The organism is Pseudoalteromonas sp. P1-9 (assembly GCF_001399975.1).
In the GTDB taxonomy this organism is placed as follows: domain Bacteria; phylum Pseudomonadota; class Gammaproteobacteria; order Enterobacterales; family Alteromonadaceae; genus Pseudoalteromonas.
The window spans coordinates 65,515-82,550 of sequence record NZ_LKBD01000013.1 but is presented as its reverse complement, the minus strand read 5'-3'; the positions used below and the strand labels follow the sequence as shown (position 1 = coordinate 82,550).

General features: G+C 41.1%; 15 protein-coding genes and 1 pseudogene. 8 read left to right on the top strand and 8 right to left on the bottom strand.

The genetic code is table 11. The features are described from left to right. Positions 1-53 precede the first annotated feature (53 nt). The 4 genes from AN214_RS10330 to AN214_RS10315 all read left to right on the top strand — a co-directional run bounded on the left by AN214_RS10330 (position 54) and on the right by AN214_RS10315 (position 3,196). Positions 54-1,106, top strand: coding sequence for a ChaN family lipoprotein (locus AN214_RS10330; RefSeq protein WP_054979658.1), 1,053 nt, complete (start codon positions 54-56; stop codon positions 1,104-1,106). A gap of 147 nt (positions 1,107-1,253) precedes the next feature. Continuing rightward, entirely contained in the window at positions 1,254-1,742 is a 489-nt protein-coding gene (locus AN214_RS10325) for a hypothetical protein (protein WP_054979657.1), read from the top strand. A 63-nt stretch (positions 1,743-1,805) separates the two neighbouring features. Then, on the top strand, positions 1,806-2,108 hold the full coding sequence (locus AN214_RS10320; RefSeq protein ID WP_054979656.1) for a hypothetical protein: 303 nt from the start codon (positions 1,806-1,808) through the stop codon (positions 2,106-2,108). A gap of 38 nt (positions 2,109-2,146) precedes the next feature. Beyond that, entirely contained in the window at positions 2,147-3,196 is a 1,050-nt protein-coding gene (locus tag AN214_RS10315) for a hypothetical protein (protein ID WP_054979655.1), read from the top strand. A 45-nt stretch (positions 3,197-3,241) separates the two neighbouring features. On the opposite strand, the gene AN214_RS10310 is transcribed toward AN214_RS10315, so the two are convergent. Then, positions 3,242-3,850, bottom strand: coding sequence for a glutathione S-transferase family protein (locus AN214_RS10310; protein WP_161805677.1), 609 nt, complete (start codon positions 3,848-3,850; stop codon positions 3,242-3,244). A 106-nt stretch (positions 3,851-3,956) separates the two neighbouring features. On the opposite strand from AN214_RS10310, the gene AN214_RS10305 reads away from it, so the two are divergent. After that, positions 3,957-4,841, top strand: coding sequence for a LysR family transcriptional regulator (locus AN214_RS10305; protein ID WP_054979653.1), 885 nt, complete (start codon positions 3,957-3,959; stop codon positions 4,839-4,841). A 79-nt stretch (positions 4,842-4,920) separates the two neighbouring features. Here the strand turns inward: AN214_RS10305 and AN214_RS22695 are convergent, their stop codons facing one another. Next, a complete protein-coding gene (locus tag AN214_RS22695) occupies positions 4,921-5,097 on the bottom strand; it encodes a hypothetical protein (protein ID WP_161805676.1) in 177 nt (58 codons plus the stop codon). 156 nt (positions 5,098-5,253) lie between these two features. Between AN214_RS22695 and AN214_RS10300 the strand changes: the two genes are divergently transcribed. Then, the gene (locus AN214_RS10300; protein WP_054979652.1) at positions 5,254-7,671 is read left to right on the top strand and encodes a TonB-dependent siderophore receptor; all 2,418 of its coding nucleotides are present in this window, start codon (positions 5,254-5,256) and stop codon (positions 7,669-7,671) included. 109 nt (positions 7,672-7,780) lie between these two features. Here the strand turns inward: AN214_RS10300 and AN214_RS10295 are convergent, their stop codons facing one another. Next, positions 7,781-8,050 (bottom strand): LysR substrate-binding domain-containing protein, encoded by a 270-nt coding sequence (locus AN214_RS10295; RefSeq protein ID WP_082428549.1) that lies wholly within the window; start codon positions 8,048-8,050, stop codon positions 7,781-7,783. A 23-nt stretch (positions 8,051-8,073) separates the two neighbouring features. On the opposite strand from AN214_RS10295, the pseudogene AN214_RS10290 reads away from it, so the two are divergent. Further along, positions 8,074-8,343 (top strand): annotated as a pseudogene (locus AN214_RS10290) (TSUP family transporter); the annotation flags it as partial. A 121-nt stretch (positions 8,344-8,464) separates the two neighbouring features. On the opposite strand, the gene AN214_RS10285 reads toward AN214_RS10290, so the two are convergent. The 3 genes from AN214_RS10285 to AN214_RS10275 form a co-directional block, all read right to left on the bottom strand. After that, positions 8,465-9,415 carry a carbohydrate kinase gene (locus tag AN214_RS10285; protein ID WP_235576738.1) on the bottom strand — a complete coding sequence of 317 codons (951 nt, stop codon included), beginning with the start codon at positions 9,413-9,415 and terminating at the stop codon, positions 8,465-8,467. A gap of 24 nt (positions 9,416-9,439) precedes the next feature. Then, on the bottom strand, positions 9,440-11,836 hold the full coding sequence (locus AN214_RS10280) for a TonB-dependent receptor domain-containing protein (protein ID WP_054979675.1): 2,397 nt from the start codon (positions 11,834-11,836) through the stop codon (positions 9,440-9,442). A 230-nt stretch (positions 11,837-12,066) separates the two neighbouring features. Continuing rightward, positions 12,067-13,263, bottom strand: a complete 1,197-nt coding sequence (locus tag AN214_RS10275) for a sugar MFS transporter (RefSeq protein WP_054979650.1) — start codon at positions 13,261-13,263, stop codon at positions 12,067-12,069. A 201-nt stretch (positions 13,264-13,464) separates the two neighbouring features. Here AN214_RS10275 and gtfA point away from each other — a divergent pair, with 201 nt between their 5' ends. After that, positions 13,465-14,934 (top strand): sucrose phosphorylase, encoded by a 1,470-nt coding sequence (gene gtfA / locus AN214_RS10270; protein ID WP_054979649.1) that lies wholly within the window; start codon positions 13,465-13,467, stop codon positions 14,932-14,934. Positions 14,935-15,026: 92 nt separating this feature from the next. On the opposite strand, the gene AN214_RS10265 is transcribed toward gtfA, so the two are convergent. Both AN214_RS10265 and AN214_RS10260 read right to left on the bottom strand, forming a co-directional pair. Beyond that, complete coding sequence (locus AN214_RS10265; protein ID WP_054979648.1) at positions 15,027-16,070, bottom strand: LacI family DNA-binding transcriptional regulator; 1,044 nt, start codon at positions 16,068-16,070, stop codon at positions 15,027-15,029. Positions 16,071-16,431: 361 nt separating this feature from the next. Next, entirely contained in the window at positions 16,432-16,725 is a 294-nt protein-coding gene (locus AN214_RS10260) for a hypothetical protein (RefSeq protein ID WP_054979647.1), read from the bottom strand. Positions 16,726-17,036 lie beyond the last annotated feature (311 nt).

Below are 17,036 nucleotides of genomic sequence, written 5' to 3'. Positions count from 1 at the left end.
TACCACATGGTAAGCCATTTATCATCATAAATAAGAAAACTAAGAGGTTTACTGTGCTACGCACCAAACTTTCATTCATTGTGTTATCGCTTAGTATGTTGTTAACTGCTTGCCAAAGCACTCACATGCCAAGCCACGAGAAAACCGTGAGCTCGCTTGTGCAAAACAACAACCAATGGTATTTAGCTACACCGCTAACAAGCTTGTATGACTATCAACTGATCGATGTGCGTTCAGGGCAACCTAAGACTGTTGATTTAGCAAAAAGCATTGGCGGGTTGAGCGATTATGACGTGATATTTATTGGTGAGAATCATCGTCATCCAGGTAATCATTTAGCACAGGCAAACATTTATCAAGCGCTACTGAAAGCTAACCCTAAAATCATCCTTTCGTTAGAACAATTTGAGCGAGATACGCAAACATACCTAAATGCGTATTTAAATGATGAAATTGGTGAATGGTCATTCCGCCACTTTGGCCGTGCATGGGATAATTACCAAAGCAGTTATCGCCCCCTTGTTGAAATGGCAAAAACACATGGTTTACCTGTTATTGCCGCAAACGCACCGAAAGATACTGTGGTATGTACCGGCAGGCACGGCTTAGGGATACTAGACAACTTACCAGAAAAACGAAAACACCAAGTGGCACAGTCGTTTTATACGCCAACCGAGGGGGCTTACTTTAATAAGTTTACCGCCAATATGGGGCACAGTCAGGAAACAATTAAACCAAGTACGTTAAATCGCTATTTTGCCCAAGTAGTTCGTGACGATACCATGGCTGAATCAATCCATAATGCATTAGAAAATCACCCAAATCATAAACTAGTGCACTTAAATGGTCATTTTCACTCTGCATCACATCTCGGAACCGTTGAACGGGTAATGCTGCGAAAAAAGCGAAAAGTCGCGGTGATCCAACCTATTTTAGTAAATAACCCCAGCGCTCCCTCATTTTCAGTTGATGATATGAATAAAGGCGATTATCTATTGATAATTTACCCACTGCCAGAACAAGTTAAAACCAAAGAAAACCGGCGTATTTGGATGCAAACCGTATTTAAACGCTCTGAGCAAGACTGTACTTTTGGCACTAAATAAGCCTAATCTAAGCTGTTAGATAAAACGTATAAAGTTTGGGGTAATGAGTGTTTAGCGTAAATACGTTACGTTGCTGGCACACTGATTACGTTGATCTTAGTTTAATTATTACGCCACGTTTAAATAAAGCAGGATTTAAAGCATATTATGAGATTTCTAAACATTTTCGCTGTTTTTTCACTACTTTTAACCTCATGGGTTAGTGTTGCGGAGAGTACAAAACCAACATTGACCGCGGGTCAAACACTCTCGTTACCCGAGCTTAATGACCAATTTGATAAAAAGCAGGCACTTTTACCTAGTACGAAATGGCTGGTATTTAGTCACGATATGGATAGTAGCAAGCTTGTTAAAACAGCATTTGAGAATAAAAAAAGTGATGATTTATTAGCTGCAAATGTTCAATACTACGCCGATATTAGCGCAATGCCATCGCTTATTAGCCGTTTTATTGCTATTCCTAAAATGAAGAAGCTCGCTTATTCGGTAATTATGGATAAAGAGGGGGACGTACTAAATACTATTCCCAAAAAAGATGATCACGTTACTGTGTTAACACTCAATAACGGCAACATAACGCAAGTTAATATCGTGGACACTAGCAGGGCTTTAAAAGCCCTTATAAAGTCGTTTTAATTTATTTCCATATGACTTACCATTAAACAGTAATGATTATCAGTTACAATTTGGTGTTAAGCCATGTTGAACAAATTCGTTACTCGCTCGTGCCCTTGCTGCAAAAAGCCGCTTAAACTGAGTGACCGCCTTGCATTATTAAATCGCGAGCCACTCAACTGTAAGTATTGCGCTAAGCCGCTTAAACCAAATGTAAACATCACTTTGTTTAATGTATTTTGGCTAAGTATGAGTATTTCATGGCTAATTAAAAATACCACCACCTTAAATTATTTATACGCACTCGCGGCGGCGCTATTTGCCGTTAGCGTGTTTCTCCCAGCGCTCGATCTGCTCTTTACGCTCGAACCTGATGAATCAGGCTAATCAAAATCTTACGCTTCCCTATTTTCTCAAGGTTTATTATGAAGTACTTTGCTATTGTATTAATTACTGTCTGCTTAGCGGCATGCAACTACTTATCGAAAAATGCGACGCTAAATCTATCGCCAGAGCAAATTAGTCAATTACAAACACAGCTAAAGCCAAGCGAACAGGTTGTTGTCGATGCACTCTCAACCCATCAATTTGTTGCACTTGGTGATGCCCATTACTACCCTGGTTTTATGCTGGCAATAAGTGACATTATTACCTCACCAAAAATTGTATCGCAGCAGCCAATTATTGTGCTGGAGTTTGGCAATCAAAATTATCAAGACTATATAAATCAGTATATTAAAGGTGATACTGTTGATGAGTCACAGCTAAAACACGTACTGCGCGAAACCCTCTATTTCACCGCATGGCTTGGCGACGGGTATATGGAATTATTGCAATCAATCAGGGCCATAAACCAAACATTACCCGATGACAAAAAGCTAACGGTACTGTTGGCAGAAAAACACTTTAATTGGGAAAGTGCCACCGCCGAGTCGTGGCAGCGTGCTGCATCAAGCAAAGTAGATGGCTTTTACGATACACTCAAACCGATTATTCAGTCTAACCAAAAAGCGATTTTAGTGTTTGGCGGTTTTCACTTATTAAAAGCAACGCATCCAGAAACGGTTAATCAGCACGATTTGTCTCTGGTTTCTCGTATTGAGATGGCTAAACCTAACTCAGTATTTACTGTGTGGCCTGTTATTCAAAACGTGTTGTATGACGTGTTGCCTAATACAGACACGGCAAAAATTATTAAACTAGACGATAATTCCGTTCTCGCCGATATCCCATTTCGCGACATAATGCCAAAAGCGCGACCTATGCTTAGTAAAATAAACAGTAAAGATGCGACACTTCAATCACTTGCCGATGCTTTGTTGTATGTTGGTCACACTAAACGCGATATGACATTTTCAAAAGATGTGATGAGCGATGAAAAATGGATAACAGAAATGAAAAAGCGTGTCGCGATTATCGGTGGCAAACTCGAAACCCGCTTTAATTCGTTACTTACCGATAATAACCTTAAGTAACGAATTACACCGTACTAAATATGTGTTGTTAGTACGGTGGTTAACTTAAATATTTTGTAAGGTTTCTGATTGCGAGAAAGTCGTTTGTAATCGCTGTTTATAAACCTTAAATTCAGGGAAACGTGTAAACAACTCAAAACTTAACACCTGCCCCCAGCCTAAGATCACCGCAAAATATAAATCCGCAAGGGTTGGTTTTTCGCCTGCTAAATAAGGCGATTGAGCTAATCGGTCTGACACAAAATTAAGTAACTTAACAATCTCTTCTTCAGCATTTTGTTTAACCGAATCATGATCCGTTGACACTTTTTCCGGATGAAATATCTTAGTGAAATGGCCATGCAAACTACTGGCAACAAAATTTAACCACTTTAACGCTTCCATGCCATCAACACTTGCTAAATCAGGCATTAGGTGTGCATTTTTGTGCTTTTGCGAAAGGTAAATTAAAATTGCTTCGCCCTGCGTAAAGGTGTGGCTGCCATCTACCAACACTGGCAATTTACCAAGTGGATTAACAGCCAAAAAATCGGCGTTGTGTTGCGCGCCTTCAAAGAGATCCACTACCACAGTTTTATGTTCTGCACCAATAACTTCTAGCGCCATCTTTACCGCAGAAGAACATGAAATTTGAAAATGATAAAGGGTATACATAATTAGCATCCTGTCTAAAGTTAAATTAATTACGCACTCACTTTACGCCACTTTAGCGCTAAAAAAATTAGTGATTTTCGCATTTTTATTGTGCAATAATGCACAGATGAACTTAGATGATGATTACCAATACATAGTTGCTCTTTATCAGTCGGGCACCTTATCGGGCGCTGCCAAGCAACTTAAGGTTAACCACACAACCGTTGCACGGCGCATTCAAGCATTTGAAAAACGCTTTAAGGTTAGGCTGTTTGAACGTGTGCCAAAAGGTTACCAGCTGACGGAAACCGGCAAAGCGGTGTTACCTGATATCACGTTGTTAAAAGAGCAGCAGCGCAATATTGAACGTAAATTATTCGGACAAGATCAGCTGCTAAGCGGCGAGGTAAATATAGCCTTAACACCTGAACTAGCTAACGATTTTGTGGTACCCGCACTTAACGAGTTCAATGCGCGTTATCCCAATATTCAAACCAACTTACTAATTGGTTCAATGCACAAAGACTTGCGTGCCAGAGAGGCCGATATTGCATTGCGATTCACCCCAGCACCGAGCCAAGACGACCTCATTGGCAGAAAGCTGTTTGCATCAAATTGGGGTGTCTATGCAAGTGATGATTATTTAAGTACCTCTCGCGCACAGCACCGCGTGTTATTGTGGGAGCTAGAATTTGAAGCCGATTGGCATAACAAATACTTGCCAAGTAGCAATGTAATCGCACGATTTGATCAACTCGGCCCGCTTGTTATCGCGACTAAAAATGGCTTAGGTATTGCAAAATTACCCTGTGGTTTAGTCGATTCACAACCACATTCAAATCTTTACCGCTTAGATATACCGGTAAAACCCTCAATTTGGAGTTTATGGTTGCTGTATCATTCTGATTTAAAAACAGCAGCAAAAGTAACCGCAACCAAAGACTTTTTGTATCAGCATCTATCGCAATTTTCACACTACTTTTCGGGCGAAAATTCACGCTATTGGAAATAAATTAACTCACTTTACGGTAGTACAAAAAAGCCGCAACTGATTGCGGCTTTTAGTGTTATATAACGGTTTAAATTACACCCTAATTTGTTTGACCCGCAAACTTAATGTTATCAATCCAATCCGCATCATCTGACTCCGCAACCGATGAATCTTTGATATAACGCCATTCATTCTTTTTCAGCAAAATACAGGTGTTTATTATTTGTATGGTTCGCATTAAGTGGATGTAACTGCGCTTATCCAAAATCCAAAACATCTTCTCATCGACTTACACAGCTCATAAATAGCGCTAATTTGTTAATAACGTTAACCGTTACTTTTATTAATGTTAAATGTCACATTGAACGATTGAATAAAATAAATGATTACAGTTATCATTTGCATCTTAGTTATAAATACAATTACGTAAACAATGAAATCATTTAATCTCTCGCTTATTGCACTGTCATGCGCAGCGCTTTTACCAACTTCAATGGCTTTTGCTAATAACCAAGCAATAGCTAAAAACAACGACGACATTGAAGTTGTCAGTGTTTATGGCCGCCAAAATAAAGTGGTACTAAACTCGGGTCTTGCTACTAAATCGAATATGTCGTTAATGGAAACCCCAGCAGCCGTAGTAGTGGTTGACAGTGAATTACTTAACTCGCAACTTGTCGACAATTTACAAGATGCTATCAGAAACATCAGTGGTGTAACCCAAGCTGGTAACAATTACGGCATTGGCGATAATTTAGTGATCCGTGGCCTTGGTGCTAACTACACATACGACGGCATGTATGGTGGCGCGGGCCTTGGCAACACCTTTAACCCTACCCGTTCAATGACCAATGTTGAGTCAATCGAAGTATTAAAAGGCCCAGCAACCGGTTTATACGGCATGGGCAGTGCTGGCGGTGTTATTAACCTAATTGAGAAAAAACCAGAGTTTGAAGCCTCTCACACCATGACCGCCGATTTAGGTCAGTGGAATACCTATGCGCTTGAACTTGATTCAACGGCAGCAATCACCGACGATCTTGCTTACCGTGTATTGGTTAAATCAGCGCGCAGCGACGGTTATCGCGATTTAAACAACGACCGCGACGAAGCCTACCTCAGCTTCAAATACGTGTTTAGTGACAGCCACGATATAATGCTTTCGACAGCCTATATTAAAGATGGCATTGCGGTTGACTCAATCGGTCACCCTATTCGCATTTATAATGCCGAATCGGTCGGCGGTAAAAGCGCAGGCGACGTAAGCTGGACTGACTTAATAAATGACCCTAACGGAGTTGGTATTCAGCTGAGCGATGCACAAAGACAACAATTGGCCGAGTCACTTGCTGCCAATGATGGCTTAACGCCTTACACCTTTGGTCATAATGGCATCATTTCGTCGATGGCAAAAGACAATGAAGGCGAAGAGTTCCGTGTAAAGCTAACACATAATATTAACTTCACTGATAACCTCTACTTTAACCAGCAATTACAATACCGCGACTACGATTCAGGGTTTGCCCGTCAAACTGGTGCCTATAACTATGTGTATTGGAACCGCCGCGGCACCATCAATGCCGATCCACGCGCACCACTTGTGGTAGACGGTGAGCTGTTCCCATTTGCAGCAAGGCGTCAAGAATACCGAAAAGTAACTGCAAATGAGCAATCTTTGCAGTATTTTGCCGACCTACGTTACGATTTTTCAATGGATAATATCGACAACGAGTTACTAGTCAATGCGAATTATGAAGATCGCGACATTCGTTTTCAGCAATATTCAATCTATGACGCTGATAAAGTAATTAAAGATAAAGATGGCAACACAATTTATCGTGGTCAATTACCGTATATTTTTGATATTCGCACACCTAATTGGGGCGCTGGTAGCTTCGAAGATTATGATCCATTAAAAACCGCTAACTACAACAAGGAAGTCAGTGCTTGGGGCTTAGGTATTCAACACGTCGGTTATTTTGACTTTGGTTTAACTACGCGTATTGGTGTGGCGTTTAATGAAATCACTCAGCGTTATGCGCACTTTGGTGTGGACCCGCGTTACCGCGCAAGTGCCGCTGAGCCAACGCCAGAGCAAGATACCTCTGATAGTGGTATGACTTATAATTTAGGTGCAACCTACCTTGTAAATGACGACTTTTCGATATTTGTAAACCACGCAAAAGGCCGAACCGCCTACAGTGTGCTTGGCACTATCTACGGCACCGAAAGTGACCGTAAAGATTCAGAATCTATCAGTAATGATATTGGTATGCGTTATAAAGCACTCGATGATCAACTGGTTGCATCATTAGTGATATTTGAATCTAGTCGCACTAATTTACGCTATAACAACCCAGATTTTGATGAAGGTGTTTCAGCACCGAATGTACCGCGCTACTTCTATGATGGTAAAGAAGAAACAAACGGTATTGAACTTGATTTAAATGCTTATTTAAATGAGCAGTGGAAGCTAAATGTCAATGCGGTGTATCAAGATGCCCGTGATAACGATGATGAGCGACAAAAAGGTGTACCATATGTTACAGCGGGTGCTTGGTTAACCCATTCAAGCTATGCCTTTACCAGTGAAAGCCCGATTGAATTCAGCCTTGGCGGCATCTATGTTGATGAACGCAGTACAAACTCAAACTCCTTTGGTATTCCTGACGGTTATGTACCAAGTTATACCGTGTTTGACGCGGGTATTGCTTACCAAGCTGAGAACTGGGGTGTACAACTTAAGTTAAATAACTTATTCGACAAAGTGTACTACGAAAAGGCGATGTTCTTAGGTGGTATGCCTGGCAAAGAGCGTAATGCCCAATTGCGCTTTAATTACCGCTTTTAAAACTGTGGTCTCGGGTGAAGTTAACACAAATACTGCTAACGTAAATTAATTGCGCCAAACCTGAGATCATAACCATTTTCATATCCAAGGGATCTGAACATTCAGATCCCTACTTGTTTGGCAAAATATCCTGCTGCCAAGAATCCGATAAAAAATCGATAAATGCTCGCACAAGCGGAGATTGATAACTTCGCGATAGATACACGGCCCACAACTGACTCGCTTCAAGTGAATACTCAGTTAAAATAGGCACAAGCTGCTGTTGCTGTATGTAACTGCGAGCAATATCAAACGGCAACCATGCTATTCCGGCACTATTTATCGCCGCGTGCACAATCGTGGTTACATCATTACACACGAGTTGCCCAGCCACCTTCACTTCAACACGTGTATTGTCATTAAAAAAGCGCCATTAGTTGTGCATCTGCTTGTGGCATTGTCATTGCGCTTTTTGGCTCAGTGGGTTACATCACGTCGGGTAGCCAGCAGTTATCATTAAGCCAGGGATTTGTAGGCCTTGTATACTTACCGGCACTTGTTGGCATTGTGTGTACTTCTTGGTTTACCGCACCACTTGGAACAAAGGCAATACACCATTTACCCGTTATCACCATTAAAAAAGTGTTTGCAGGGCTTTTAGTAGCTATGGCAATCAATATGCTTATGCCATAGCTGTTTTAGTATTTGGATGGGTCACCCTATATATTGGTTTTATAGAGTGACATCTTATTTGCTAAAGTTGGTCATTATACAAATGAATAAATTGTATAATGACCTAGGAAAATAAACTGTGTTACACAATCTTATCAAGCGTTGGTAAAGCTGACATCGCACCTATTTCAGTGCATGTATATGCGCCACATTTTATTGCGAACTCAATTGCCTGCTTCAGCTCATTAGTATTTTCAGCCAATGTACAAATATCTATTTCATTATTTGATAGGTAGAATAGAAAACCGCTTATTAAGCTATCCCCCGCTCCAGTGGTATCCGCTACTGTAATCACTGGTGTGTCTACAAATAACTCGGATTTTTCCGTGATTACGTGAACAGGTCCTTTACCATTGGATACAATAATTACTTTAACACCAAGTGATAACAACCAATTACAATAGCGTTTGCATGAAATATTCCCCAATTGACACAAATAATCTAACTCTTCTTGACTAAACTTTATGATATCGCAGTGCAAATAACAGCGTTCTACACGTTCAGGCAGTAAGGTTAAATCTAACCATAAGTTAAGTCGCAAATTAACATCATAGCTTATCAGTTGATTATGCATTTTTGCACGTTTTAACAGTGCCATATGCACTTGCGAAATATCTGGATCAGTTAAGGTATTTGAACAAAAATGGAAGATACCATTTTCTGGCCAAGAAACACTGTCAAAGGCATCGATTTCAACTTTGATATCGGCAGTGTTCTCCCGATAAAAGCTAAATTGACGTTCTTTGTATTGATCTAACTGCACCACAGCTAACGCGGTGTTAGCGTCATTCACTTTGACACAAAATTGTGTATCTACACCATAATGCTGTAGTGTATTTTCAATTTTTTTACCAAATGGATCTTGCGATAATCCACCTAAAAAAACACTTTTACCACCCAACTTGGCAAATCCCACTGCAACATTTGCAGGTGCCCCGCCCACAATGGGAAGCAAAGCTTCGCCATCGTAAGGTAAAAGGTCCATTAATGCTTCGCCAAAGCAAGTGAGTTGCATGGTCGTTTGTTCAGTCATAATTACTCCAACTCAATATGCGGTTTAGAATTGATAGTTCAATGTGAACGACGTCGTACGGCCATTAATGCTTCGTGCGCGAATAATGTCGTTAGCTGGTACGCTGCCCTCTTCTGCTTCTGTTATGCCCACCGTATCAAACAGGTTATTGATGTTGAGTGAAACAGATAAGTTGTCAGTCACGTCATAGCTTGCAAATGCATTAACCTGAGTGTAACCATCGAACTTTAAGTCATTATTATCTTGTGCGTACGCATCTGTGGTGCCGATAAAGCTTAAACCAACCGCGGCTTGCTCCATGTTGTAACGCGCCATAAGAGAGTAGATAAAGTCAGCTTGACGACGTGGCGTATTACCAACTACCTCTGGTGTTAATGCATCTTTAGCAATTTCAGCATCCGTCCAAGTCATGTTACCTCTGAAGTCGAATGACCCGACAAAGTAAACCCCCTCTAGCTCTATGCCTTTTGCTTCGTATTGACGATCAAAGAACTTTTGGCTAGTTGCTTCAAAATTTTGTTCCTCTGTTTCAGCGTAAAACGCCGTTGCAAATAAACTGCCGTTATCAAAACGTTGTTTTAAACCAAACTCATATTGGGTTACTTCATCAATGGCGTCTTCTTTGGCCACGCTACCGTCAGCATTTACTTTACCAAACAGTAATCTATCTGCATTTGCACGCGCACCTTCACTAATTCGACCAAACACCGCTTGTGATGGATTAATTTGATAATTCGCACCGATTGAATAACTGGTGTAGCTCCAATCGTAGTTCACTGCGCTTGGGTTTGCGATATCGATGCCAGCCACTTGTTCTTCTGGTTTTGAAATAACGCCGTCACCATTAATATCTCGTTGTGACACTACAGCACCTGCATACGTGCCTTTGGCCTCACCATAGTCATAGCGCACACTGGCATCTAGGGTGATATCGTCAAACTGAGAAGATACCGCCAAGTAAGGTGCCCGCGTTGAATAGTCTGTGTCGTAGTTACGTTGACAACAATTGCCCCATGCTGGAGTGCCATAGGCGTACAAACCATTTTCTGAATATGCGGTGCCGTCAGCAGCAAAGACATCGACGAGCGCGGCATTATCGCCCTGCAGCTCCATCAGGTAAGAATTCCAAAGCCAAGACATGGCAATGGTTTGCTCAGATGCATAAAAACCAAATGTCACTGACGTATCATCGCTTAATGCTTTCGTTAACTTAGTGTCATTAACCATTGAACCGAAATCACGCATTTCAACATCAAATGTATGGATGCGCATAAGCGTATCATCATTAAAGGCTGAGCCTGCGTGCGGGCCGTTAGCATACTGTAGGGTCGCACCTTCTCCAGCAATACTTGATGCGATACTGGTTGAATTTCCAACTTCAGCAGGGAATGGAGAATTAAACGTGCCTTTTACATTCGCGACACGAAAACGGTTTTCAATTTTCCAGTCATTTCCCAAATCAAAACTTGCTTCCACGCCCACACTGTCTACTTGTGGATGCATTCCATCACGCATATCACCTTGGCGAATTTCATTATTTGCGCCCAAGCCTTGTGTTTTAATAAAATATGCAGAGTGAGGTGTGTCTTCTAATGAGTCAAATGTTGCGAGTGAGTCGCCATTAGAGCGCATTGGCATTGGTAAATAACTGGTGCTTCGGTCGTCTAAATGCTTTAGATACAAACGCACGTAACCGTTATCAAACTCTTTCGTTAAGTTGGCTTTAATTTGGCCACCTTTATTTCCAGTGAATCCAGTATTTCTTGGCCCTTCACCTTGTCGAACAAAGCCACCTACATGAAAACGGACAGAATCTGATAAATATGTTCCGTATTCAAAGTCAGTGCGAAATTCGTCGTAATCTAAACCAAAGGTCGTTGATACACTGCCCGACTCACTTTCACCTGTTTTAGAAATAAAGTTTATGATACCGCCCGGTGCATTACTTGCCGCCGTAGACGCAGAGCCACCACGAATAGACTCAACAGATTGAACGGTACTATCTAACCGCATAAAAATATCCGCATTACCAAAAGCGATATCACCAAACTGTAAAACCGGCAGCCCGTCTTCTTGAAGCTGTAAAAACTTAGCCCCACCCGATGCTACTGGTAGGCCCCGTACGGCAATGTTTGCATTACCTTCACCGCCCGTCGACTCTGAGCGCACACCCGGTAATATTCTAAACGCTTCAGCAGTGGTTCGAGGTGTTGATACGTTGATCTGCTCAGCAGAAATGCTGCTCACTGACACGCTTGATGCCATCACAGTGCGTCGTTGAGGCACACCCGTAACAATTATTTTTTCTAATTCATTTTGTGGCTTTGCAGTATTTGCTTGTTGTTCTTCAGCCAATGTTTGAGTGCTCACCGCTAATGCAATTGCGCTTAGGGCAAACCAAGTGGGGTTATATGTTCTCATAATGTGCCTCATTGTTGTCAATTTAAAGTATGGCACCACAAATGTGGATTTTATACTTAATCGATTAAGTAAATTAGCAAAAATGTCACCTTTTGCAATAAAAAATTGCTCAATTATTGCACTCACCTTGTTAAGTGATTGTTATAGATAACAAAAAAGTGTCCAACTCGGTGCACCCAATTGGCAGATTTGGTGCAGTTGAACACTTTAAAAAAGGGGTTTGGTTTAAATTAAGCGTGAACTAAGCGCGCTTTTGCTGGATCTTTAAAATAGTTATATAGCATGCCTAGCATTAGTAAGGCAGCAAAGCCGGTTGCCAATGCAAAGCCATATTCAATATGACCAAAGTGATCGCTAACAATACCCATCAATAAAGGCGAAACCGCTGCTGATAAAGCAGTGAAGAATAAAATAACCCCGGCGACAGAACCATGTTGATGTTTTTCAAAACATGAGATCCCTTTTGAGTTCAGGGTCGGATAAATCATCGACATAAATAAGCCACTTAGTGGCAATGTAAACACAGCTGCATCTACACCAAACAGGTAAGTTGCTAAATAACATAAAAATATCGCGCTACTGAGTGCAAGCATCACGATCTGCCACGAGAATAAATTCAACAACCAAACAGCCATAAATCGACCCACGGCACGTAATACAAAGAAGATAGTCAGTGCATAAGTCGCCAGTAACGTCCAATCACCTTGATAGGTTTTAAGCAAAGTTGGCATCCAGACATAGATCGCGACTTCAGTCGCAACATAAAGCGCAATGGCTGCAGAAAAACCGAGGGCATGCTTGTCTTTTAACATTAAAAGTGTTTGTTTGAAGCTTGCCTGCTCGTTGCTTTTTTTCACTGTTTTCGCTGGGAAGGACACCTTAAAAGTAGCCACACATAACAACACACACATGGCGCCTGCCAGTAAATATAGGTACTTCCAACTGACGCCAGCAACCAACATATAACTAACAATGGCCGGACCCACTATGGCACCCACAGCAAAGAACCCCTCTACGGTATTCATGGTTTTAGTATGTGCTTTACTTGATGGCGTCAGATCGCCAAGCAAGGCCAGCGCCGCGGTTTTAAACAAGCCAATTGCCAAACCTATCATGCTTAACAGGCCGACAAATAACGTAAATGTGTTGCCGACAGCGAAACCAAAACACGCCACTGAGAATAATAAAAAGCCAATGATTATTGTGGGTTTATGGCCTATTTTGTCTGCTAAAAAACCAAGGCATAGACCGCTAATGGCAATCCAAATCATGGGGGCATAATGGAAAGCACTGGCTTGTGTCATGGTCAGGTTATATTCGCTGATAAGCTCTGGAATAATCACGCCCACCGCGTCTGAGGTCATCGCAAACATGAAAAACATCATGTATGTCAACCAACGAAGCGTCGATAAGTTGTGTGTTGTCATAATGGTTACCTCGAGGGTTAATACCAACTTTATTAAACAGATAATTTAGTTGATATAACTGGCTGATCTTAAATAAGTCTAGCCTGTATCAGGCCAGCTTCAGCCAATTTTTATTGTAAATAGTACTTGAATATCTTTTATTGCTGATTAAAGATATAACTTAATCGATTAAGAATCAACTTTGAGATATTGAGTGCGACTATGAAAAACCAAGTGCAATTGATCACCTATGCAGACAGGCTTACAGGCAGTGGTCTACCAATATTAAAGCAAATGCTTGATGGGCCGCTGGCAGACCTATTCTCTGGCGTACATATTTTGCCTTTTTACTACCCTATAGATGGTAGCGATGCGGGTTTTGACCCAATTGACCATGCACAAATTGATAGTCGCTTAGGTAGATGGCCAGACTTAAAAGCGCTAGGCGAAGACTATGAAATAATGGCTGATCTCATCGTCAACCACGCTTCAGGTCAATCTCCAGAGTTTTTAGATGTGCTTGAAAATGGCTCGGCATCCGAGTATTGGAGTATGTTTTTAAAAGAGCAAGATGTGTTTCCTAATGGCATCACAGACGAAGAAGCCGCCGCTATTTTTAGACCACGACCCACCAGCTGTTTTACACCTAAAACATTGGCTTCAGGCGAAGTTGTTAATTTCTGGACGACCTTCACCGATAACCAAATTGACATAAATGTTGAAACCAAAGCAGGTAAAAATTACTTAGAGAAAGTACTCAACTTATTTGCCAATAATGGAGTGAAGATCATTCGTTTAGATGCCGCAGGTTTTGCCATTAAGCGTGCAGGTACTAGCTGTTTTATGACCGATGAAGCCTTTGCTTTTATTAAACAACTCTCAAAACAAGCCAATGAAATGGGCATGGAAACCATTGCCGAAATTCACAGCCATTATCAGACGCAAATTGCGGTTGCAGAAAAAGTTGACCGAGTATACGACTTTGCGCTGCCACCACTCATCTTACACACTTTGTTTACGCAAAATGTGGATGCACTTGTGTCTTGGCTGACCATTGCGCCGCGTAACTGCTTGACTGTGCTCGACACCCACGATGGTATTGGCATTGTTGATGCGGGTCCTGAAGGTGAAAAACCGGGTTTGCTCAACGCAGCACAAGTCGACAGCTTAGTTGAACAGATCCATGAAAACAGCAATTCACAAAGCCGTCAAGCGACCGGCGCAGCAGCCAGTAACGTCGATTTATATCAAGTAAACTGCACCTATTATGATGCCCTCGCCCGCAATGACTTAGACTACCTAACAGCAAGAGCTATTCAGTTCTTCTCTCCGGGTATACCACAGGTTTATTATGGTGGTTTACTTGCATTGCATAATGACATGGCATTACTTGATAGCACCAATGTTGGCCGCGATATTAACCGCAGCTACTTAACGCCAGAGAAGGTCGATATTCAATTACAAAAGCCTGTGGTTAAAGCTCTGTCAAAACTCATTAAATTGCGCAATGAAAGCCAAGCTTTTAATGGTGCATTCTCTTTGCAAGGCGCTGACAGTTTATTGTTCATGGAGTGGGAAAATCAGCAGCACACAGCATGTTTGAAGGTTGATTTTGAAACACAGCTAATTGAAATATCCTTTGCTGATGGAAAAGGCACTAAGCGTTTCAATATAGCGGATTTACTTAAGTAACCTGAGCTCTGGATAAGTAGCCTGTAATCTGGATACAAATCCCATAACTAAAGCGCAGACTACATAGTATCTATGAAGTTGCGCCAAAGATGTTAGACCGACTGACCTAACTTTAGATTGAAAGGCAGCATAACTTGCTGCTTTTCCTTATTTATAAATAGCTCAGCCGCTTTTTGTCCTTTATTCTCACTGTTCTGATGAATGGTGGTAATAGCTGGTTGAAATAACGCAGCTTCATCAATGCCGTCAAAGCCTACAATTTTGAGCTCTTCAGGAATATTAATGCCCTGCGCTTGGGCTTCTCTCGCTGCGGCAAGTGCAATTAAATCACTCATACATAACAACACATTTGGGCGAGGCGATGTATTTAATGCTTCTTTAGCTGCAATACGCGCATAACGTTCGCTGCTCTCAGGTATGTTCCATGTTTTGTCATCCGCAATAACGACACCTAACTCATTAATAGCTTCACGAAACCCAGCTAGACGTTGATGTGCAATCGAGGTATTGAGCTCAGGCAAGTGATGGTCATACACACGACAGATAAGCTCAGTATCAAGTAAGCGTAGGCCTAAAATAGCTACTTCAATATCATCACTTGTCGTTTCAAAACCTGTAAATGCTTGTTTTGCGACTGTGTAAGCGGCCTCATGATTATTGATGTTGACACTGGCTTTGTTGTCTAACTCAAAATCGACCGTGACAACATGCTTACTAAGCGCTTCAAGGTGAGTAATTAATTTGGTATTACGTGGGCGGCCATAGCAAATAAAGCCATCAACAAAATCGACAATGTCATTGACGCTTTCAGCATTACCTGAGAAAAGCAGTAAATTAATGCCTTGTGGTTCAAGCACTTTGGCAACACCGCGCATAAAACTGCTCGCCACCGGATCGGACACCATGTATTCAACACTGTCAGGAAGTACTAACGCTACAATATTAAACGTGCCTTTTCGTAACGAACGTGCTGCTTTATTCGGCCCAAAGTAACCGAGTTCATGGCATGCTGCGAGGATTTCTTCACGCTTTGCTTTCGACAGCTGATCCGGTCGATTAAAGGCATTTGAAACAGTGGCATTGGAAACACCTAAATGTGCAGCTATGCTCTTGAGTGTCCATTTTTTATCGGCCATACTTGGTTAACTATCCAGTCTTCTCGAATAGTAATAGTAAATAAAATCAACGAGAAAAAACAGTCATGAAGTCTTGTTTAGAAACTTAAAAATCAACTTTTAAGCTACCTACCAAGCGCTAAATATTTAAGTCAGATTGATATCTGTAATAACTTGGTTGCGGTCATTCAACTTGATTATTTTTAAATGCATCAGGCAAACATTCATTAGCTAAAATAATTTAAAGTCGCTATTTCAACTGCTAATGCTGAAAGAACTTGAAATATTCAGTTATCGCGTATTTGACTAATTTATCGCTTTTGAGAGTTATTCCAAGTCATGTGGGCAGCCTATGTGCTACTCTAAAACTCAAAAAACGCTTCTAAAAGAAGTCCTGATTAAAGTCTAGAGGTTGGTCTAAATAACCTGGAAAATAAAACTGCCAACCTTGGTTTTGCTTTTCAACCAGCTTTAATTGCAAGAGTTTTGAACTTAAGCAATATGCTTGAATATCATCGACACCAAAGGAGTACTGCTCTATCTCTAGTGCCGCAATTGACACTTTACAGCGAGAATCACCTCCCATCTCAGGATCTGGCTCAGGTAATGCAATTTCAATTGTGATATCGATGTAGTTACCATCTGGGTGTTTCGCAACATACTGACTTGTGATCATCATTTTTTCCTTTTAACGCGAGAAAAACAGTTTAAAACAAGACAGGGATAGAACATAACACTTGGTATCAACTTCGAGTTGAATGCTGTATTTTCAATCAAGTTTCACATTATTAAGTACAATTTGCTATGCGCGTCATCGCTAACATTGTTTGGCTAAGCTGAATGCGGGAAAAGTTGGCAATTGAAAAACCTTGTTGCATTTGTATTTTGAAATGGTGAACCTTGCTGTGCTAAAACTAAATTAGTTGGCATTTTTGATATTATCAAAAACTGCATTGTGTGTTTTTAAGTGTATAACTCACTTCTTAA

What these genes read in the sequence shown, in the direction of transcription:
- AN214_RS10325 (WP_054979657.1), top strand. Translation starts at nt 1,254, where the DNA reads ATGAGATTTCTAAACATTTTCGCTGTTTTTTCACTACTTTTAACCTCA.
- AN214_RS10320 (WP_054979656.1), top strand. Translation starts at nt 1,806, where the DNA reads ATGTTGAACAAATTCGTTACTCGCTCGTGCCCTTGCTGCAAAAAGCCG.
- AN214_RS10315 (WP_054979655.1), top strand. Translation starts at nt 2,147, where the DNA reads ATGAAGTACTTTGCTATTGTATTAATTACTGTCTGCTTAGCGGCATGC.
- AN214_RS10310 (WP_161805677.1), bottom strand. Translation starts at nt 3,850, where the DNA reads ATGTATACCCTTTATCATTTTCAAATTTCATGTTCTTCTGCGGTAAAG.
- AN214_RS10305 (WP_054979653.1), top strand. Translation starts at nt 3,957, where the DNA reads ATGAACTTAGATGATGATTACCAATACATAGTTGCTCTTTATCAGTCG.
- AN214_RS22695 (WP_161805676.1), bottom strand. Translation starts at nt 5,097, where the DNA reads ATGTTTTGGATTTTGGATAAGCGCAGTTACATCCACTTAATGCGAACC.
- AN214_RS10300 (WP_054979652.1), top strand. Translation starts at nt 5,254, where the DNA reads ATGAAATCATTTAATCTCTCGCTTATTGCACTGTCATGCGCAGCGCTT.
- AN214_RS10285 (WP_235576738.1), bottom strand. Translation starts at nt 9,415, where the DNA reads ATGACTGAACAAACGACCATGCAACTCACTTGCTTTGGCGAAGCATTA.
- AN214_RS10280 (WP_054979675.1), bottom strand. Translation starts at nt 11,836, where the DNA reads ATGAGAACATATAACCCCACTTGGTTTGCCCTAAGCGCAATTGCATTA.
- AN214_RS10275 (WP_054979650.1), bottom strand. Translation starts at nt 13,263, where the DNA reads ATGACAACACACAACTTATCGACGCTTCGTTGGTTGACATACATGATG.
- gtfA (WP_054979649.1), top strand. Translation starts at nt 13,465, where the DNA reads ATGAAAAACCAAGTGCAATTGATCACCTATGCAGACAGGCTTACAGGC.
- AN214_RS10265 (WP_054979648.1), bottom strand. Translation starts at nt 16,070, where the DNA reads ATGGCCGATAAAAAATGGACACTCAAGAGCATAGCTGCACATTTAGGT.
- AN214_RS10260 (WP_054979647.1), bottom strand. Translation starts at nt 16,725, where the DNA reads ATGATCACAAGTCAGTATGTTGCGAAACACCCAGATGGTAACTACATC.